At 67.7% G+C, this 18,430-nt stretch carries 16 protein-coding genes and 2 pseudogenes; 8 read left to right on the top strand and 10 right to left on the bottom strand.

What is annotated here, in order from left to right:
• From ACIHIX_RS34630 to ACIHIX_RS34620, 3 genes and pseudogenes are all read right to left on the bottom strand, one after another.
• Entirely contained in the window at positions 1–543 is a 543-nt protein-coding gene (locus ACIHIX_RS34630) for a fumarylacetoacetate hydrolase family protein (protein WP_399963450.1), read from the bottom strand.
• Between the two features lie 28 nt (positions 544–571).
• A pseudogene (locus tag ACIHIX_RS34625) lies at positions 572–1,027 on the bottom strand (fumarylacetoacetate hydrolase family protein); the annotation flags it as partial.
• Between the two features lie 210 nt (positions 1,028–1,237).
• Positions 1,238–2,026, bottom strand: coding sequence for a GntR family transcriptional regulator (locus tag ACIHIX_RS34620; RefSeq protein WP_399963233.1), 789 nt, complete (start codon positions 2,024–2,026; stop codon positions 1,238–1,240).
• Positions 2,027–2,485: 459 nt separating this feature from the next.
• Between ACIHIX_RS34620 and ACIHIX_RS34615 the strand changes: the two genes are divergently transcribed.
• The 5 genes from ACIHIX_RS34615 to ACIHIX_RS34595 all read left to right on the top strand — a co-directional run bounded on the left by ACIHIX_RS34615 (position 2,486) and on the right by ACIHIX_RS34595 (position 7,742).
• A complete protein-coding gene (locus ACIHIX_RS34615) occupies positions 2,486–3,409 on the top strand; it encodes a VOC family protein (RefSeq protein ID WP_399963231.1) in 924 nt (307 codons plus the stop codon).
• Positions 3,410–3,533: 124 nt separating this feature from the next.
• Positions 3,534–4,745 (top strand): aromatic ring-hydroxylating dioxygenase subunit alpha, encoded by a 1,212-nt coding sequence (locus tag ACIHIX_RS34610; protein WP_399963228.1) that lies wholly within the window; start codon positions 3,534–3,536, stop codon positions 4,743–4,745.
• Positions 4,745–5,032: a hypothetical protein gene (locus ACIHIX_RS34605; protein ID WP_399963225.1), complete on the top strand. Its 288-nt coding sequence runs from the start codon at positions 4,745–4,747 to the stop codon at positions 5,030–5,032. The genes ACIHIX_RS34610 and ACIHIX_RS34605 overlap by 1 nt, the downstream gene beginning before the upstream one ends.
• Before the next feature lie 84 nt (positions 5,033–5,116).
• A complete protein-coding gene (locus ACIHIX_RS34600; RefSeq protein ID WP_399963223.1) occupies positions 5,117–6,754 on the top strand; it encodes a bifunctional 3-(3-hydroxy-phenyl)propionate/3-hydroxycinnamic acid hydroxylase in 1,638 nt (545 codons plus the stop codon).
• Between the two features lie 127 nt (positions 6,755–6,881).
• Positions 6,882–7,742: a fumarylacetoacetate hydrolase family protein gene (locus ACIHIX_RS34595; RefSeq protein ID WP_399963221.1), complete on the top strand. Its 861-nt coding sequence runs from the start codon at positions 6,882–6,884 to the stop codon at positions 7,740–7,742.
• A gap of 128 nt (positions 7,743–7,870) precedes the next feature.
• Here ACIHIX_RS34595 and ACIHIX_RS34590 read toward each other — a convergent pair whose 3' ends face one another.
• Both ACIHIX_RS34590 and ACIHIX_RS34585 read right to left on the bottom strand, forming a co-directional pair.
• Entirely contained in the window at positions 7,871–8,104 is a 234-nt protein-coding gene (locus tag ACIHIX_RS34590; protein WP_399963470.1) for a hypothetical protein, read from the bottom strand.
• A 96-nt stretch (positions 8,105–8,200) separates the two neighbouring features.
• Positions 8,201–8,296: an RHS repeat-associated core domain-containing protein gene (locus tag ACIHIX_RS34585; protein WP_399963448.1), complete on the bottom strand. Its 96-nt coding sequence runs from the start codon at positions 8,294–8,296 to the stop codon at positions 8,201–8,203.
• A gap of 110 nt (positions 8,297–8,406) precedes the next feature.
• On the opposite strand from ACIHIX_RS34585, the gene ACIHIX_RS34580 reads away from it, so the two are divergent.
• From ACIHIX_RS34580 to ACIHIX_RS34570, 3 genes and pseudogenes are all read left to right on the top strand, one after another.
• Positions 8,407–9,144 (top strand): response regulator transcription factor, encoded by a 738-nt coding sequence (locus ACIHIX_RS34580; protein ID WP_399963219.1) that lies wholly within the window; start codon positions 8,407–8,409, stop codon positions 9,142–9,144.
• Positions 9,145–9,255: 111 nt separating this feature from the next.
• Positions 9,256–10,655, top strand: a pseudogene (locus tag ACIHIX_RS34575) (sensor histidine kinase).
• A 251-nt stretch (positions 10,656–10,906) separates the two neighbouring features.
• A complete protein-coding gene (locus ACIHIX_RS34570; RefSeq protein WP_399963217.1) occupies positions 10,907–12,148 on the top strand; it encodes a DUF3500 domain-containing protein in 1,242 nt (413 codons plus the stop codon).
• 671 nt (positions 12,149–12,819) lie between these two features.
• Here ACIHIX_RS34570 and ACIHIX_RS34565 read toward each other — a convergent pair.
• From ACIHIX_RS34565 to ACIHIX_RS34545, 5 genes are all read right to left on the bottom strand, one after another.
• A complete protein-coding gene (locus tag ACIHIX_RS34565; protein WP_232033582.1) occupies positions 12,820–13,353 on the bottom strand; it encodes a flavin reductase family protein in 534 nt (177 codons plus the stop codon).
• A gap of 220 nt (positions 13,354–13,573) precedes the next feature.
• Positions 13,574–14,557, bottom strand: coding sequence for an alpha/beta hydrolase (locus tag ACIHIX_RS34560; protein WP_399963215.1), 984 nt, complete (start codon positions 14,555–14,557; stop codon positions 13,574–13,576).
• Entirely contained in the window at positions 14,554–15,684 is a 1,131-nt protein-coding gene (locus ACIHIX_RS34555; protein WP_399963213.1) for an LLM class flavin-dependent oxidoreductase, read from the bottom strand. Before ACIHIX_RS34555 ends, ACIHIX_RS34560 begins: the two co-directional genes overlap by 4 nt.
• Positions 15,685–15,778: 94 nt before the next feature.
• Entirely contained in the window at positions 15,779–16,675 is an 897-nt protein-coding gene (locus ACIHIX_RS34550) for an SDR family NAD(P)-dependent oxidoreductase (protein WP_399963211.1), read from the bottom strand.
• 1 nt (position 16,676) lies between these two features.
• Positions 16,677–17,579 carry an SDR family oxidoreductase gene (locus tag ACIHIX_RS34545; protein ID WP_399963209.1) on the bottom strand — a complete coding sequence of 301 codons (903 nt, stop codon included), beginning with the start codon at positions 17,577–17,579 and terminating at the stop codon, positions 16,677–16,679.
• Positions 17,580–18,430 lie beyond the last annotated feature (851 nt).

Genomic DNA, 18,430 nt, shown 5'->3' with positions numbered 1-18,430 from the left:
CTACGTCGTACTCGATCTCACTTCCGTTGTAAGCGATGCCCGTTGAAGGTGTCGTCGTGACTCCACGTCGTTGTGGTGTTTCCAGACGCCGAACCGGTGCCCACCCCCGGACGTTGTCGACCTCGGTATCGGCGCGGCGACCGGGGGCGCTGGCCTCTCCTGAAACCGCGGGCTGATGTTCGCGACGGGCTGGACGGGCTCGCCGATGGGGTTCGCCAGCACTCCGACACCTTCGATGTGGATTTCCATGACGTCCCCGGTCTGGAGGAACCGCTGTGGTTTGCGGGCGACGCCGACACGGGCGGGGGTGCCGGTGGCGATGATGTCGCCGGTCTCCAGGGTCATGGTCCGCGAGAGGAACGACACGGTCCCGGCCACCGAGAAGATCATGGAACTGGTGCTGGAGCCCTGGACCGTCTCGCCGTTGACGCGGGTCCGGATGGCGAGCTGCTGGGTGCCGAAGGGGTTGGCGAACCGGAGGTCGCGGGCGGTGACGTAGTTCAGCACCACGACGCCGACCACGTGGTCCAGGGCCTGCTCCACGGGGACGCCAGGCCTGGGGCCGGCCGATGACGACGGCCGGCTCGGCCTCGTAGTCCAGCGAGGTCGCGATCCTTGGCGGCACCACAGTCTCGCGGTGCCCGATCAGGGAGTTGGCGAACTTCGCGAAGAATATTGGCTCCTTGAGGATCGGAGCGCCCACCTCGGCCGCATGGTCGTGGTAGTTGGGGCCCAGGCAGATGAACTTCTGCGGGACCGGAACCGGCGCCGGCAGCCTTACGGAGTTCGGCGCGTGCAAGGCGCCGAACTCCCTCAACTGCTCGATCCGGTCCACGGCGTTCTCGGCGACCGGCTTGAGGGCAAGTCCCTCGCGCAGGGCCGTGTGCACGTCGCGCAGTGTCGCTGCGAAGGCCGCGTCACGTCCGTACAACAGTGCTGCCCGCTCGAGGTCGATCAGGTCGGTGCCTATGCCGACTTGCAGTGCGGCACGCGGGACAGAGCTATTGTCGTAGTTCGCCAGGCGCATGGCCGGGCCTCCTGGCTCGTATCGGGGTGGCGCACACTGAGTGGTGCGCGCCGTACACGCGGAAGATCAGGCTCAGGTTCGGTGCAGCAGGCGGAGATGCCTGGGATCGAGGCCGCCCCGCGGCGTGGTCGGCGCCTTGAAGACGCAGATCACGGGCGAGGGGACACGGAGACCGGCGCCGCGCCGAACTGCGGCTGACCTTAAGGGCGCTCAGTTCGCCTTCGTACTCGTGGCCGTGCCGCTGGTGGCGAGGCGGACGGCATCACGGACGAGCCACGGATCATGAGCGGCGTCGATTCTGGCGAGGCTGGTCAGCGCCGTCCGCGCGAGGTGCCGGGCGATGAGGATGCCGCACTCCTGCCCATCTCGGCGCTGAGCGGCGGCGAGGATGGCGGCATGCTCGTCATGGCCGATGTGGGCGATCGTGTCCACGCTCGGGGCGGTTTCGAAGTAGAAGGTCCGGTAGCGCTCGGCGTGGTCCCACAGATCCTCCAACTGCGCGCGCATCCGGGATCCGACCTGGCCGAAGAGCGTGGTGTGGAAGACGCGGTGGGGGTCGCGGAAGTTCCGGACCTCGCTGAAACGGGCAGCGTAGCACTCGTCCATGGCCTGGCAGGCCGCCTCCGCGCGCGCGAGGTCCGCGTGGGTGAGGCGGGGAACACTGGACCGTACGCCGAGAGACTCCAAGGTGATCCGCATTGCCGCGATCTGCTCCAGGTCGTCGATACTCATGGGCGCGACCCGGACCCGCCGGTTGAAGTCCCCTTCGAGGAGCCCTTCGGTCTGGAGCTGCCGGAGGGCCTCACGCAGTGGGGTACGGCTGATGTTGAGCTGTGCGGCCAGCCGGACCTGCGAAATGATCTGGCCCGGACGCAGCTCGGACGTCATGATGGCCCGCCGCACCTGCGCGTAGGCCTGTGCCGTGTTGTTGATGTGGCCTTGAGTGGGTTCATCGTCCACGCCCGGCGCCGCCGTCGACCCACCGTCGGACGGACTCATGATCCCACCTTCTTCTCAACCTCTGTCTCCACACTTGTGTATGTAGCTTAGCCCGGAAGACGGGCAGTTCTCGTGCGCTTGCTGGGATGAAGCCAGAATCTGTATGCAGGTCACGCGGCGATGCGCTCGCAGTCTTTCGGGCGGTCGCGTGGAACCCCCAGGCGGCCTACTGGGTGCTAGATATCCCGCCTGCGCGTTTTGTGTGCTTAGGCATGCCATCTCCACATTCTTCGCGCATAAGCATTTGGTGAAGTGTTGACGGCATAACTGTATGCAGATATACCTGATGGTGCCAGCGGGCCGTGTGCCGCGCTACCGGAACATTGCAGTCTTCAGCTGCCCGATTGACCCACTGGTGCATCCTGAGGAGAGATATCTGCATACAGGGCTTGCTCCTTCGCAAGCTCACGCGCGGCGCCACATCACTTGAGAGGCTCCGAGAGGTTTCAAGGAGGACCGATGGAGAAGTCGCTGGAACTGGGATACGTCGGGGTGGAGGTCAAGGACCCGGCCGGGCTCGGCCGTTACCTCAGCTCGATCCTCGGCCTGAAGTCGGGCGAGCCGACCACCGAGGGAGCCCCCACCTGGCGCCTAGACGGAAAGGCGCATCGGCTGATCGTGCACGAAGGCCCTGCCGACGACGCCGCATACGCCGGATTCGTGGCCCACAGCGAGGCCGACTTCGACGAGGCGGTGGAGACACTCACGGCCTCCGGCGCGGAGGTGATCCAGGGCACGGACGAAGAGAGGGAGTCCCGCCGGGTGCGAGGTCTCGTCCGCACCCGCGCGCCGTGGGGAGCGGTGCTGGAGTTCGCCTGGGGCCTCGCCGACGCGAAGACCCCGTTCGAGTCGGAGCTGGTGCCCGGCGGGTTCGTCACCGAGAACAAGGGACTCGGGCACGTCGTGTACTTCGTGTCCGCCGCGAACGGAGGCCTCGATGCCGCCGACAAGTTCGCGACCGAAGCCCTCGGCCTGACCCTCAGCGACACCCTTGTGGTCGAGCAGGACGGCATAGTCGTCCGGGGCAGCTTCTACCACTGCAACCGCCGCCACCACTCGCTGGCCCTGATCGAATTGCCGTTCACGCTTCCGCAGACCCTCAACCACATCATGGTCGAGACCGTCTCCCAGGACAACGTCGGTCTCGCCTACGACCGCGCGAGGGCTGCCGGGGTACCGATCGCCATGGAGCTGGGCAAGCACGCCAACGACCGGACCTTCGGCTTCTACAGCGTCACTCCGGCCGGCTTCCACATGGAGTTCGGGTTCGGCGGGGTCGAGGTGGACGACACCTGGAAGGTCCTGACCTACGACCGCATCAGCGCCTGGGGGCACCACGGCCCGGCCGGCGACCCGCCGCAGCCTGAGACCGCGGCGGCGTGATCCGACCTGTCGGCCGTGGTTGCCGTGCGAGGGCGGGGACCGCAAGCCCAGGGTGCCAGGGCCGATGCCCTCATCAGTAGTGTCCTGACAAACGAGATCTGAATCCTATTTTACGGGAGTGAACATGTCCGATGTTGTCGTCAGCTCCGGCCCCGGGGCTGCGCCGCCCCCGCGGCTCCGTGACGTGGTGACGGTCCGGGACAAGCTGACGCAGGGCTATTACGACGCGGTACTGGAGAAGGTCTTCCGGCCGTCCTGGTTCCTGATCGGCAACGCCAACGAGCTGCCGAGGCCGGGAAGCTTCCTCGTCCGGGACATCCCCACCTTCCGAACCTCCGTGCTGGTCAAGCGCGGCAAGGACGGGGTGATCCGGGGCTTCCACAACGTGTGCCGTCATCGCGGCAAGAAGGTCGTGCCCACCGAGTGCGGGTGGGCCGCCGGCACGTCAAGCTCGCACACCTGCTGGTTGCACGGCTGGTCCTACAGCGCCGACGGCTCGTTGCGGTCGGTTCCTGACGAGGGTCAGTTCCTCAGCCTGGACAAGGCGAAGGCGGGGCTGGTCCCGGTACGGACCGAGGTGTGGGCGGGACTGATCTTCGTGTACTTCGGCGGCGAGGACGGGGTCGGGCTCACCGAGTGGCTGGGCGAACTCGCCGAAGGATTCGAGGGCTACTACACCGAGATGGAGAAGATCGGCACCTTCTCCGCCGACGTCCGGGCCAACTGGAACATCGCGATGGACTCCTTCTCGGAGGGCTATCACACAGTCTTCCTGCACCGGCGCACCCAGCCCACGCTGGCCGGCAAGGACAACCCGATGCGCCATACGCCCCTTATCGACGTCTACGACCGGCACATCCGCGTCGTCACCCCGGCCAATCCCGAGTACCTGGGGCCGCCTGCCGAACGAGCCCTGTTCGCGCAGGGCCGCAAGCTCACGCCCGCGGTGGAGACCGACTTCAGCCTGCTGCCGCCCGGGGTGAACCGGACGCGCAGTCAGCCGTGGTTCTTCGACATTGTCCAGTACTTCCCCAACGTCGCCATCCTCAACGGCCCGCACTGGTACAGCGTGGTCACCGTCTGGCCCATCGACCGGGAGAACACGCGGTTGCACTTCGATCTCTATGCCCGCACGGCCCGGCATGCGGGAGACCGGCTGGCCCAGGCCTACACGCGCGGGTTGCAGTACACCGTCGCCCGTGAGGACCTGTCGGCCATGGAGGACGTACAGCGCGGCCTGGAGTCGGGCGCCATCGACAGCATCAACCTCTCCCTGCAGGAGTTCGCCTTGCAGCACCGCTACGCCATCATCGACGAGCTGATCGGAGCGCGGTGATGGAACTCCACAGCGAGCTTCCCGACGGATTCTCCGACCTCGCGCCGTTCCTGGACCGGTGGCGGCTGACCGGCCAGCAGTCCAGGATGCGTGCGATGGCCGCCGCCGACATGCCGGAGCTGCGGACCTTCTACGACGCCTTGCTGCCGCGCATCGACGCGATCGTCGCCCATCTGAACCAGTTTCCGGTGGACGACCTGCCCCCCCCAGGAGCGGGCGCTGTTCGACCTCGCCCTGACCTTCGCCGAGGTCGCCCACCCGGTGGACCTGGACTGGCGGTCGTCTGACGTGAGCGACCTGTTCCCGGCCGAGCGGATCGACCTGGTCGGGCCGTCTCAAGCCTGGTGACCAACCGACCCATTGGAGTCGCCATGGAAAAGAACAACGGACAACTGGGGTCGCTCGCCGACTCGGTAGCGGAGTCTCCCGACGTGATCGTGGTGGGCGCGGGGCCCACGGGGCTCACCCTCAGCCTGCTACTGGCCCGCAATGGGCATCGGGTTCTCGTGGTGGAGCGACGGCCCTCCGCCTACCCGCTCCCCCGGGCCGTGGGCATCAGCCGTGAGTCGCTGCGCGTGCTGCACATGGCCGGAGCCTCCGAGCCGCTGAAGCCCCACCTCGAATGGAACGGGCAGAACCACAGCTTGGACTACGTCACCGCCGAGGGAGAGGTCCTCCTCTCACAGACCGTCCCGCTTCCCCGACGCTCGGAGGGGCCCGACGCAACGTTCAACCAGCCGGATCTCGAGGCGGTCCTGGAGGAACAGGTCAGAGCGCATCCGCGGATCCAGCTGGTCAGGGGCCAGGTGGTGACCGGGCTGGAGGAGATCGAGGACGCCGTAGGGGTTCGCTTCGCCCCGTCCGACGAGCTCGGCGGCCCCCGCAGCGGGGCGGACCACGTCACGCACACCGCCCGGTTCGTCGTCGGCTGCGACGGAGCGCAGAGTACCGTCCGGAATTTGATGGACATCCCACTGGACGGCGACCTCCAGTTCTCCTCCGACTGGCTGGTGGTCGACCTCAAGCCCACGGTGGAACGGGACTGGATCCCGTACATGGGGCAGGTACTCGGCCCGCCGCGTCCCACGACCTCGGTGCCGTCCGGGCCGGGACGACGCCGTCTCGAGTTCATGCTGCTGCCCGGGGAGCGGAAGGAGGAGATGGCCACCGATGAGACGGTGTGGCGACTCCTCGCCGAGCGCGGCGTGGATCAGACGAACGCGGACCTGGTGCGTTACGCGGCGTACACCTTCCGTGCCTGCTGGGCGCAGCAATGGCGGCAGGGACGGGTCCTGCTGGCCGGCGACGCCGCCCATCTGACGCCACCGTTCCTGGGGCAGGGCATGAACTCCGGGATCCGCGACGTCGCGACCCTCTCCTGGCGTCTGGACCTGGTCCTGCGCGGGCTGGCGCCCGCGGACACCCTCGACGACTACGCCCGCGAGCGCATTCCCCATGTGAGCCGGCTCATCTCGGACGCCGTCATGGTCGGCGGCTTCCTCTGCCTGATCGACCCCGAGGCGTGCGCCGAGCGGGACGCGCTGCTCAGGGAGAAGCGCGTCGACGCGCCGGAGATGACGGGGTGGCGAATGGGCACGGAGTCGCTGGCCGCGGACGACCCGCACGCTGGATGGCTGGGCCGTCAGGGACTCGTGCGGACCAAGGGTCGCGAAGGCCGCTTCGACGACGTGTTCGGCGCGGGCGCGCATGTGCTGCTCAGCCGTGCCGGGGACCCCATGGAATCGCTGTCGCCCATGACCCGCGAGGCCTGGGAGCGGCTCGGGGGCGTCGCCGTTCACATCGGGCCGGACGCACCGGTGACCGACGTGGAGGACGTGTACGGCGAGTGGTTCGACGAGTGGGACCGTGACGTGATCCTGGTCCGCCCCGACTTCCACGTGTTCGGCACCGCTTCCTCCGACGGTGTCGAGTCCCTGGTCCGCGAACTCGTCGCCGGTCTACGGATGAGCCTCGCCGACTCCGCACCCAGCACGGTCCGGTCCCTCTGACCTCGGCGTGATCCGGAACTTGGCTCGCGGCAGGAGCTCCTGCCGCGAGCCAAGTCGTAGATCTCGTTGCCCACTCCAGGGCCGCGGCAGGTCCACGCCGCCGGCCCTCCTCTTCCGAAAGGCCCCCATGAAACTCGCCAACCTGGACGGGCGCGCCGTGGTTGTCACGCCCGAAGGCGTCATCGACCTCCACACCGCCTCCGGCGGCCACTTCTCTGCCTCGCCGGACGCGGTCGTCTCCCGGATCAGGGAGATCCGCCGCTGGCTCGCCGCCACCCGCCCTGAGCCGGACACCAGGACGACACTGGCCACGCTGAAAGCCGACGCCAGCAGGCTCGGCCCTCCCGTCACCGACCCGCGGCAGATCTTCGCAATCGGCCTGAACTATGTCGACCACACCGCCGAGACCGACACGCCCGTCCCCGAGGCACCGCTGGTCTTCACCAAGTTCCCCTCCAGCCTGGCCGGGCCCGCCGCGAAGATACCGCTGCCTACCGATACCTGTGACTGGGAGCTCGAACTCGTCGTCGTCATCGGCGAAGGCGGCCGCGACATCCCCGCTGACAAGGCCTTCGACCATGTCGCCGGGTTCTGTGTCGGGCAGGACATCTCCGAGCGCACCAAGCAGCTGAGCGGAACCCCTCCGCAGTTCGGTCTCGGCAAGAGCCACAAGGCGTTCAGCCCGATCGGCCCCTGGCTGACCACTCTCGACGAACTCGATGACCCATCCGATCTCGCGCTGTCCTCCACCTATGACGGTGACACCGTCCAGAAAGGCCGCACTCGCGATCTGATCTTCGACATCCCTACCCTGATCAGCTACCTGTCCGGCGTGTGCGAACTACTGCCGGCGGACCTGATCTTCACCGGCACCCCCTCAGGTGTCGGCCTCGCCTGTAAGCCTCCCCGGTTCATGGCCCCCGGCGGGGTGCTGTGCTCCACCATCGAGGGACTCGGCACCATGACCAACACCTGCGCCGCGCCCTGACACTTCCTCAAGCGGCGCAGGGCGGGTTCGGCTCAGCCGATACGTGCCTCACCAGGGCTGGACGCAGCCAGAGGGGGCTGTAAAACGTTCGGCTCTGTTCCGTAGTCTGTGGTGACGGTGCGTTCTCCTTATTGCAGGAGGATGCGGTGACGGAGGAGGTCGAATCCTGCTCGGCCGTGCATCTGCCGCATGATCTTCTTGGTTCGGGTATTGACAAGGGTGTCGCCGGATCCGCCGAGCATCCGGGCCAGCAGGTGGCCGCGGGCCTGGTTGCAGTCGCCGCCGAGGAAGCCGGGCGGCTCCAGCGATTCCCTGGCGTGGGTGCCCTCGTCGAGCATGTCCCTGGTGATGACGGCGTTCATCTCGTAGGGGCGCCCGTGCTCGTCGCGGGTTAAGGTGACCCGCCCGCCCAGGTCGGATCGGCCGTGCAGCCGGCGAGGGTGAAGGGGTTGGGGACGTTAGGTGTAGTGGTTGACGGCTGGGGCCAGTCCCGGAGGATCGGGTGTGGTGTAGCGGCCGAGGTCGGGGTCGTAGTAGCGGTTGTTGTAGTGCAGCCCCGTTTCCGCATCGACGTACTGGCCGGGGTAGCGCAGCGGCGCGAGCAGGCGTGGTCCGGCTCACCGGCCGCCGGCCGATCGACCGAGTCCTGCCACAATGCCGAACCATGTCTGGCACCTCAGGAACCCGCGAGGGCACGGTTCGCGTGCTGATCGTCGACGACGAGCCCGAACTGACCGAGTTGCTGTCCGCGGCCGTGACCGCGGCCGGATGGCGACCCTTCCCTGCGCGGGACGGGCACAGCGCGCTGCGCATCGCACGGGACTGCGCCCCTGACATCGTCATCCTCGACGGAATGCTGCCCGACATGGACGGCCTTCAGGTCCTGCGCCATCTCCGGAGCGAGCACCACCGACTGCCCGTGCTGATGCTCACCGCCCGGGACGCGCTCGAACACCGGCTCGACGGACTGTCCACGGGCGCGGACGACTATGTGACCAAACCGTTCTCACTGGAGGAGGTCATGCTCCGCCTGCGCGGGCTGCTCCGTCGCGCGGGACACCCCGAAACGTCCGAGCATGACGAGTCCGTACGGGTGCTGGGCGACCTCGTACTGGCCGAGAAGACCCACGAGGTACAGCGGGGCGGCACACCGATCCCGCTCACCGCCAAGGAGTTCGACCTGCTCCGCTTCCTCATGGACCACCCCCACCAGGTGCTCAGCAAGACACAGCTCCTCGAACACGTCTGGAACGCCTCCTTCGACGGCGAGGGAAACCTGGTCGAGGTGTACATCTACGGGCTCCGCTCGAAGATCGACAAAGGGCGGGCCCCGATGATCCGCACCGTGCGCGGCGTCGGTTACTCGATCAGAGCCGCGGACAACGCGGACAACAGAGCATGAGAAGCCTCCTGCGCCGCACGGGTGGCCGGTCCCCCCGGCCTGGGAAGGCACTCGTTGCGGTTCCGCCTGGTGCTCTTCGTGTCCGTGACCATCGCCGTCGTCTGCGGGACCATGGCGCTCACCACGGTGGCCGTCCAGCGGGTCTATCTGTACGAAGATCTGGACCAGCGCGTCACGGACGCCGCCGAGCGAAGCCAGGGCGGGTTGCAGCACCGGCCGGGCGACGCCACGGACCTGGGTTTCCTCAACGAGCGGGGACAGCCCACGGGTACCGTCGCGGCCCGGTTCGTCGACTATCGGATCGTCGCCGCCGAGTGGGTGACCGAGGACGGGCACCAGCGGATGCTCACCGCGGCCCAGCGTGCGGCCCTGGACGGGATCCTCCCGGACGGATCACTGCACACCCGCACCATCCCCGGCCTCGGCACCTACCGAGTGACCGCCATCGGCGGGGACGGCGAACCCGTTCTGGCCGGGCTCCCGACCGCCGGCATACAGCGCGTCCTGGACCGTCTGGTCATCGTCGAAACCGTCATCGCCTCCGTCGGCCTGGCGGCCGCGGCCGCCACCACCACGACGGTCATCCGACGCCAGCTGCGCCCTCTCGGCCGGGTCGCCGCCACCGCCGCCGAAGTCGCCCGGGTGCCGCTGGACGCGGCGAAGTCGCCGGGCTCATCCGTGTCCCGACGTCGGACACCGACCCCGGTACCGAGGCCGGCCAGGTCGGCGTGGTGCTGAACCGTCTCATCGACCATGTCGAGTCGTCCCTCGGCGAGCGTCAGCGCACCGAGGAACGCATGCGGCGTCTCCTCGCCGACGCCAGTCACGAACTGCGCACCCCGCTCGCCTCGATCGCCGGATACGCCGAGCTCATGAACCACGGAGACCAGCAGATCCCCCCTGAACTCGCCTGGCAGCGTGTCACCGCCCAGTCGGCGCGCATGACGGGACTGGTCGAGGACCTTCTGCTGCTCGCCCGCCTCGACGAGGGGCGGCCACTGCTGTCGACCGAGGTGAACCTGGCAACCCTGGTCGCCGAGGCGGTGTGGGACGCGCGGGCGGCCGGAGCCGACCACGACTGGCGCCTCGCGCTGCGCCTTCCGGACGGCCACGCCTCGGTCATCGGCGATCAGTCCCGGCTCCACCAAGTGGTGGCCAACCTCCTGGCCAACGCCCGCCTGCACACGCCCGCAGGCACGAAGATCACCGTCAGCGTGGAAACGACCGAGGAAGAATGCGTCATCCGCGTCCAGGACAACGGTCCCGGCATCCCACCGGACCTCCTCCCCTCGGTTTTCGATCGCTTCTCCCGGGGTGACGCCTCCCGTTCCCGCGCGCTCGGCTCGGAGAGCGGTTCGGGGTTGGGCCTGGCCATCGCAACGGCTGTCTCGGAGGCGCACGGAGGCCGCATCCACGTCGAGAGCGAACCGGGGGACACGGAGTTCACGGTGACTCTGCCTCGCGCCGGCGCCGCTCCCGAGGGCGGTTCCCGTCCCGGTCAAGGACTCTAAGCGGTTCCACAGAAACCCAGTTCAGAGCCACTCTCCGGCCGTCCCCTGAGGTGCTCCGCCGGCGATGTCGCCCACCGCTTCAGGTGAGCCTCAGTTCGATCCTCCACAGTGATCGCCGACGGCGGTCCAGCGTGGACGCGCCCATGGCGAAGGGAACGAGCGACGATGACCGAGCTCGACACCGGGGAGCCGACCGCCGAGGAGCCGCAGTCCGAGTCCGGCGCCGCGCTCACGCGAGCCGCCGTAACTTCATGCGGAAGGTCTTCTTCGCCAGCGGTGCCACAGCCGTCGTGACCATGGGTGGTGCCGGCGCCTGGGCCGCGATGGCCGACGACGTCACCACCGACGCCTCCGCGGCCCCGAGCGGTGCCCCCAGCGGCGGGCCGGGCGGCGGTGCCGGAGGCCCCGGCAACCAGACGATCACCGAGGACTTCTTCGGCCTCACCACCGACGGCAAGCGGATCGACGACCTGTTCACGATCCACTCCACGAAGGTCGCCACCGCTCCCGTCATCGCGGCCGCGAACGCGTTCCTGGCCGGCCTCACCGACGACCAGAAGACGTCCACGCAGTTCACCATCCACTCCACCGAGTGGCGGCTGTGGAGCAACATCGACTCCCACGAGCGCCAGGGCGTGTCCCTCGCCGACCTCAGCGACGACCAGAAGGCCCTCGGCACCGCCCTGCTGAAGGCCGCGCTCAGCGCCGACGGCCTGGAGACCACCGAGAAGATCCGGAAGATCAACCAGGCGGCCGGGGAGGCGATCGGCAACACGAACTCCTTCAACGAGGACGCCTACTACTGGACCGTGATGGGCACCCCGTCGGCGACCGAGCTCTGGGGCTTCCAGTTCGACGGCCACCACCTCGTCATCAACTACTTCGTCCTCGGCAGCCAGGTCGTCATGAGCCCCTGCTTCTGGGGCTCGGAACCGACCTCGATGGAGATCGACGGCGAGACGGTCACCGTCTGCCACGAGGAGGTCGTCGCGTCACTGGCCTTCATCAACTCCCTCACCGCGGATCAGCAGGCTGTCGCGATCGAGTCGACGACCAAGTCCAACGAATCGATGAAGGCCGGCGCCTTCTCCGACAACACCGTCCAGGAGTACACGGGCCTGAAGGGCAGCAAGCTGACCGCCGCCCAGCGCAAGAAGCTCCTCGGCATCGTCGAGGCGTTCGTGGGCCGCGCCAAGGCGGACACCGCGAAGGTACGGATGTCGGAGGTCGCCCAGCACATCTCCGACACCTACGTCACCTGGGCCGACGGCATCGCCGACGACTCCGCCTTCTACGTCCGCATCCACAGCCCCGTCGTCTGGGTCGAGGTCGACTGCCAGGCTCCGGGCCCGCTGGCCGGCGCCTACGGCGCCACGCAGGGCAGCGGCGCGACGCAGAAGCACGTCCACTCCATCATCCGCACCCCCAACGGCAACGACTACGGCAGGGAACTCCTCAGGCAGCACTACCTGACGTCACCTCACCACCGGTGACACCCCTGACGTGACCGGAGCCGACCTCCCGTCATACAGCTCGGCTCCCGTCACCGCGCCGGGTCGCATCCACCCCGGGATGCGACCCGGCGCAGACCCATGCCCGGCCTGCCCACATCACGGCTCCTCCAGTCACACAGAATCCAAGGGGAAACGACAGAAGCATTGACCTGACCCCGCCTCAGCCTCAACTTTTGACCGGCCTGTCGACCCATGTCCCGACGGCCACGGGTGAGCACCAGGGCTGGCTGAACGTGCGGGCGTACCAGTCCCGAGGGGCAGGCCTGCCGATCACTTCATTGACCCACAGGCAGAACGCCGCGTGCCCTGCAGGAGACGCGTTCAACGGTGCGCAGAAGGCCCCGTGCGTGGAGTCGGGCCCAGGTCATGCGCTGTGGCCATCTGCCGTGCAGGGCGGTATCGGTGGACGGCCACGCCGAGGCCATCCACAGCGGCACCTCGTACAGCGCCGGGCCCGCGGCACAGCGGCTACCGACGATCCCGTGGCGTGCATAGCGGATGGCTACGCAGTTGGCCAGGACGCGATGTGCGATCGGCCGAGCCGCCTGAAGCTCACTCGCCCGTCGGGTCAGCGCGACACCACTACGTTCCGAGACGAGCCGAGCCACCTTCGGCGCCATCTGGGCGGAGTTCACTCCGGTTCTCCACGATCACGGGTCGCCGTCCAGCACCGTGTGGGTGCCGAACCTTCGCGCGTAGTAAGTCAAGGGCGCGCCGTCGCGATGGTCGGCGTGCAGGACCTTCCCCAGCAGCACCATATGGTCCCCGCCGTCGGCCATCGACTCGGTCTCACACGCCAGCCAGCCGAGCGCGTTCGGTAGTCGCGGCAGTCCATGGTCGAGCAGCCATCGGGTGTCCGCGAACTTGGCGGCCCCGCCCTTGCGGGCGAAGCGCAGGGCGACATCCGAGTGCGCCGAGCCCAGCACGTTGACGCCGAACCGGCCGGACCGACCCACGATGCTCAACAGCTCACTCGTCCGGTCCAGGGAGACGAGAACCATCGGAGGGGAAAGCGACAGGGACGCGAACGCGCTGACCGTTGTACCGTGCGGAACTCCCTCCTGGATTCCCGTCACGACCGTTACCGGCGTGACGACTTGGGCCATCGCGTCGCGGAACATCCGTGACAGGTAGCCCGAATCAAAGCTGCTCTCAGAGCTGCTCGTCGTGGAAATCGCCGTCATCACTACACCTCCGAGTGCTCGTTTCCCCGCCCTGTCGCGGGCGCCCATGAGGGCCTGGCCCTGCTACTGAGCGCGGGACCGGTCCCCGCGTCAGCAGCCGGGCCAGGCAGCCACTGCCGCTCTCCACGCTCACTTCGATGAGCAGAAGGGTGACTTCGCCCGGACAGCCTGCCCAGGGCGCTCGTCGTTGGCTGCCCTGGGCTCGTCAACAGCGATGTGGTCACTGCCGACGGACTTCGGGGGCAGGCGTCTCCGGCCCGCGCCCGACCTGGCGGAGAAAGGCATCGATGCGGTCGTTCGCCTGGTCCGCGAGAGGGATGGGGGCTGCGGTGAAGACATGCCCGCCGCCGGGATAGACAGCTATTTCGGCCTCGTTGCCGGCCGCGATCCAGCGGGCGTGCATGAACAACGAGTCGTCCAGGAACGGATCCAGAGTGCCTACCGTGAACAACGCCGTCGGAAGATCCCGCAGGTCCGCGAACAGAGGCGACAGATCCGGATCCTGGCGTTGTTCGCTCAGGGGCGCGACCGCGTTCGTGCATGCTCGGATCATGTCCACCGAAACCGGCAGCGCGTTGGCGCCGAGCAGGGTCTGGCTCGGGGTCATCGAGAGGTCGAAATTCCCGAAGACCAGGTTCGCCGCCTGGAACCCGGTGGACCCAAGGCGCTCGCGCAGCCGGACCAGGACGGAGGCCGCGAGTGTCGCGCCCGCCGACAGGCCACCGATCGCGAGCGCATCGGTGCCGAACTCCGACTTCGCATTCTCGATCAGCCACAGCGCCGCGGACTCGGCGTCATCCCATGCCGCGGGGTGAGGGTGCGCGGGCGCCAGCCGGTAGTCCACGTCGATGCAGGCGAGGTCGGTGTTCCGCGCGATCCGCTCCAGCTCCTGATCCGACTGCGCCGCGCTGCCACTGACGAACCCGCCGCCGTGGAAGTTCAGGTAGACGCCCTTGGGGCGGTCCGGAGCGATGACCCGCAAAGCCAGTTCGTGACCGCCCCGCCCCGCTATCCGGATGGTGCGTGCCCGCTCCGAAGGCTGTGTGGGAGGCATCGGAATGCCGCCCCCCGCCTCGGGACCGGGCCCGCCCTTCACCAGCTCGCGAAGTCGTAGGTTGAACTCGGCTGTTTCGGGCGCGATGGCTTCCGCTCGGAACAACGTCCCGTCAAGCCCGCTCACCTGGACCGGTTCGGATGTAGTCATCGCACACCGGCCTCACTGGCGACCGCCGCGGATTCCGTGGCATCCCCGTCGATGCTGCTGGACGCCGGCCAGCTCTTGATCTCCGGCACGCAGTGCTCGGCGAAGCACCGCATGTTACGCACCGCCTCATCGTGAGGCATCCCGCCGAAGAACAGCTGCGGGAACATTCCCTGCGGATGGATCTGGTCGCGCGTCTCCTCCAGTCGTTTCAGCACCTGGTCCGGGGTACCCGCGATGATCTGCGAGACGAAGCCGTCCACCATGCGCTCCACGTCCTCGTCGGTCTCGATCGCCGGGATGGGCCCGTAGGCCGGACGGCCACGCATCTGGTAGTGCCAGATGCCGACGCGCTGCGCGTTGCCCCCGTACAGGCGGGCGATCTCCTGCGCACGGTCCGCGCTCTCGTCCACCACGATGATGCTTGAGGCGAAAGGCGCCGGAGGCTTGTTGTCGGGGGCGTGCGCTTCCCGCCATGCGTTCAGGTAGCTGTCGATCGGCAGCCCGCCTTCGGGCACCTTGAACGGAAGTGTGGTGGTCGTCAGCTGCCCCAGTCCCAGCCGGCCGGCCTGGCGCTGGCTGTCGGGGGAGCCGAGGGCCGCGAACAGCCGCCCCTTGAAGGAACGGCCCGGTCGCGGGCGCAGCTCCACCCGCGGCTGCTGGAAGAACTCGCCGCCCTCCATCACGCCCGTTTCCAGTCCGTCCACGAGGAGCTGCAGCATCTCGTCGTAGCGCTGTCGCGCCGCCTCCGGGTCGATGCGCAGGCCCTTGTACTCGCGCGGCGCCATGCCACGCCCGAGTCCGATGATCGCCCGGCCGTTGGACACCTCGTCGAGGGTGATGATCTGTTCGGCCAGACGGACCGGGTCGTGCCAGGGCAGGACGAGTACCTGCGTACCCAACCGGATCCGCCGCGTGCGGCCGGCGAGATAGGAGAGGAACATCAAAGGGTCCGGAGCGAGGGAGTGGCGGGTGAAGTGGTGCTCAGTGAGCCAGACCGAGTCCAGACCCAACTCCTCCGCGAGCACCCACCGTTCCACCTCCTCGCGTATGAACTGGCCGTCCGGGTAGTCGGCCTCCTCGCCGTCCGGACCATAGTGCTGAAGACCTGTGGCTATTCCTATGTGCATGCTGCTGCCTCGGAGAAATCGATTATTGGTTGTCGTGCGTGTAAGCCCGACACGAGAAGACTGAGAGCGGGGTCCGCAAGAACGGACCGGTGCTTCAGCCAAACAATTCGGTGAGGGCGCGGCGCATCGCCCTGTCGGCCGCGAGGCGTTCGAGATCGGGTTCTTCATCCGGTATCAGGGCGAGGAGCGCCTCCCGCCGGAGTTCGATCAGGCCCTTGGCCATGCGTTCGGTGAACACGTAGGGCTCGTCGTGGCGGATGGCGTGTAGTACCTGACGGCCAACCTCCAACGGATCGCTGCCGAACGACGCGAGCATGCCCTTCAACATCTCAGGGTCCGGGCCGGCGTCGTGCGGCCCGAGGTCGGAACTGTCGACCCGGTATCGCTCCGGGCGCATGTCGCCGTGATCGTGGATGTTCGTGTTGACCGCCGAAGGGCAGAGGACCGTGACCCCGATGTCCTCGGCCGCCAAGTCCTCGCGCAGGCACTCCATCATCGCGACGACACCGAATTTGGCAGTGGAATAGACTCCGCCGTCACCGGCGACCGTGATACCGCCGAGCGAGGCCGTTGCCATCACATGGCCGCCTTCCCCGTGCGCACGAATTCGCGGCAGAACAGTGGTGACACCATTGATGACGCCGCCGAGATTGACCCCCAGCAACCAGTCCCAGTCCTCCCAGGTGGCCTGTGCGATGGGGGTGAGGACGCCGATTCCCGCGTTGTTGCACAACACGTGGATACGGGAGAAGACCCGCTCAGCCTCATCGGCCGCCCTGGACCAGGCCTCGCGGTCGGCCACGTCCAACTTGATGAGGTGGAACTCCGCTCCACCTCGCGCCAGAGTCTCTTCGGCCGCCGCCAGATGGTCGTCCCTGATATCGACGACGACCACTTTCATGCCGGCTCGGGATAACGCCTTCGCCATGCCGAGCCCGATACCGGAGGCGCCCCCGGTAATGAACACGACCTTTCCCGAAAGGTCCCGCATCTCATCCTCCCTCCCCGACCGGACCGCGGTTGTCGGTCCGTCCCTGCGCCGTGTAGACAGCGCCCCACAGGTCAGGCGGCGGACCGCCGCCCGGCAGCGCGCGGCCGGGCGCTGCCTCACAGGCCGTCAGCAGAGGATCGAAATACCGCGCGATATCCTCGCGGAACTCGGCGTGGGTGAGTACATACATGTCGTTCCGACGCATTCCCTCGAGCACTCGGCGCCCGACCTCGACGGCCTCCATCCCCGCATCCATCGGCGAGCCCCGCGGCGGCAGCGGCAGGCCACCTGGGCTGCTTGACGGTAGGGGGGAGCGGTCCCCCCAGGTGTTGTTGCGTGTCAGGCCCGGACAGAGAACCGATACGCCTATGTCTGAATCGAGCAGTTCGGCGCGCAGAGCCTCCATCATGCCCAGCACTCCACGCTTGGCCACCGAGTAGATCCCGGAGATGTTCAAGGGCGTCAGCGCCGCCATGGACGCCGTGGAGATGATGTGGCCGCCCTGGCCGTGCGCGAGCATCCTGCCCAGGAAAGCCTGCACGCCGTTCACGACCCCACCGAGGTCGACCCCGAGAATCCGGTCCCAGTCGTCGTAGCCCGCTTCCGCGATCCGTCCGAGCGAACTGATCCCCGCGTTGTTCACCAGGACATGGACGTGCCCGAACACATGCTCAGCCTCATCCGCCGCCCGCTGCCAATCGATGCGATCGGTTACGTCCAGAGGGATGAAGTGGAAGGAGCCGCCAGCCTGCGCCAACAGGTCGCGGGCCTTGGCCAGGTAGTCCTCGCTGACGTCAGTGACGATGACCTTCATACCGCTTTCCTCGAAGGCTCGGGCTATTCCCAGACCGATGCCACTGGCCGCTCCGGTAACGAACGCGACCTTGCCTGCAACGTCCCTCATCGTGCATGACCTCCTCACCAAGCCCCCGTTATGTCCTGAATAATAGGACGGCGATGTTGCTTGATAGGACAAGTGAAGCCGAGGGGGTCCAGCAAGTCAAGGGTGGATGACCGCTAAACGGGACAGGTGTGTCCCGCACTGCGGTCATTCTGTTGAAGAGGGCCCCCAGCGCCGCGCACACGGAACCCACCTCACAAGCCGGCTGCGACGCCGAACAGATCACCGAGTGGGCCACCTCGACGCTCCGGTCCCTCGCCGCAGCCGCCCACACACAAGAGCAGCACCGCTGGAAGTGCACAGTGCGTCACCGCGTGGGGCTGGGGAGGCGGGCGTCGGCGTTCGCTTCTTGTGTCGGCTTCGCCGTAGGCGCGGGTGCCCGGGAGCGTCTCGCGTTACAGGGACGCGTGGATCTTTCACAGGCCGCGTTGTCCGCGTGGGCGCCGACCGTACCCGTCGTCCCTGGCTCGGTGGCGGCGCGGCAGGATCGCGGTGAAGTAGGAGCTGTCGGGCAGCGGCGGCGTACAGTCGGGCGCCACTTGCGGCTGGAGCGCGGCACGGAACGGGCCCCAGTGTCCTGCACTGCCCGAAAGAAGGTGGGCGCGTAGTAGTCGGCGTCGGTCGGCAGGAGCGTCATCGATGCATGCAGATGTACCAACAGGCCTAGCGTAAGTGAGTTCATCGACGTCATCGGCTCCGAAGACCGAGCCCACCAGAGCCCGTGTGCCCGCACTCCACGAGGGCCGCCGTGCGAACCAAGGGGCGGTCGAACGTGCAGACGCTGCCGTTGTGTTTGCGAGAGTGCCAGCTAAGAAGGCCAGGGCGAGCACGAAGCACACCACGACGCGTGCCGG

The organism is Streptomyces sp. NPDC051913 (genome assembly GCF_044593635.1).
Taxonomy (GTDB): Bacteria; Actinomycetota; Actinomycetes; order Streptomycetales; family Streptomycetaceae; genus Streptomyces.
This window is presented reverse-complemented; position numbering and strand designations above follow the sequence as displayed.

Excerpts from the sequence above, each read along its gene's own strand:
- ACIHIX_RS34605 (WP_399963225.1), top strand. The coding sequence starts at position 4,745 with ATGGAACTCCACAGCGAGCTTCCCGACGGATTCTCCGACCTCGCGCCG.
- ACIHIX_RS34565 (WP_232033582.1), bottom strand. The coding sequence starts at position 13,353 with ATGACGGCGATTTCCACGACGAGCAGCTCTGAGAGCAGCTTTGATTCG.
- ACIHIX_RS34545 (WP_399963209.1), bottom strand. The coding sequence starts at position 17,579 with ATGAGGGACGTTGCAGGCAAGGTCGCGTTCGTTACCGGAGCGGCCAGT.
- ACIHIX_RS34620 (WP_399963233.1), bottom strand. The coding sequence starts at position 2,026 with ATGAGTCCGTCCGACGGTGGGTCGACGGCGGCGCCGGGCGTGGACGAT.
- ACIHIX_RS34590 (WP_399963470.1), bottom strand. The coding sequence starts at position 8,104 with ATGAACGCCGTCATCACCAGGGACATGCTCGACGAGGGCACCCACGCC.
- ACIHIX_RS34570 (WP_399963217.1), top strand. The coding sequence starts at position 10,907 with ATGCGGAAGGTCTTCTTCGCCAGCGGTGCCACAGCCGTCGTGACCATG.
- ACIHIX_RS34610 (WP_399963228.1), top strand. The coding sequence starts at position 3,534 with ATGTCCGATGTTGTCGTCAGCTCCGGCCCCGGGGCTGCGCCGCCCCCG.
- ACIHIX_RS34560 (WP_399963215.1), bottom strand. The coding sequence starts at position 14,557 with ATGACTACATCCGAACCGGTCCAGGTGAGCGGGCTTGACGGGACGTTG.
- ACIHIX_RS34615 (WP_399963231.1), top strand. The coding sequence starts at position 2,486 with ATGGAGAAGTCGCTGGAACTGGGATACGTCGGGGTGGAGGTCAAGGAC.
- ACIHIX_RS34595 (WP_399963221.1), top strand. The coding sequence starts at position 6,882 with ATGAAACTCGCCAACCTGGACGGGCGCGCCGTGGTTGTCACGCCCGAA.
- ACIHIX_RS34550 (WP_399963211.1), bottom strand. The coding sequence starts at position 16,675 with ATGCGGGACCTTTCGGGAAAGGTCGTGTTCATTACCGGGGGCGCCTCC.
- ACIHIX_RS34580 (WP_399963219.1), top strand. The coding sequence starts at position 8,407 with ATGTCTGGCACCTCAGGAACCCGCGAGGGCACGGTTCGCGTGCTGATC.
- ACIHIX_RS34555 (WP_399963213.1), bottom strand. The coding sequence starts at position 15,684 with ATGCACATAGGAATAGCCACAGGTCTTCAGCACTATGGTCCGGACGGC.
- ACIHIX_RS34600 (WP_399963223.1), top strand. The coding sequence starts at position 5,117 with ATGGAAAAGAACAACGGACAACTGGGGTCGCTCGCCGACTCGGTAGCG.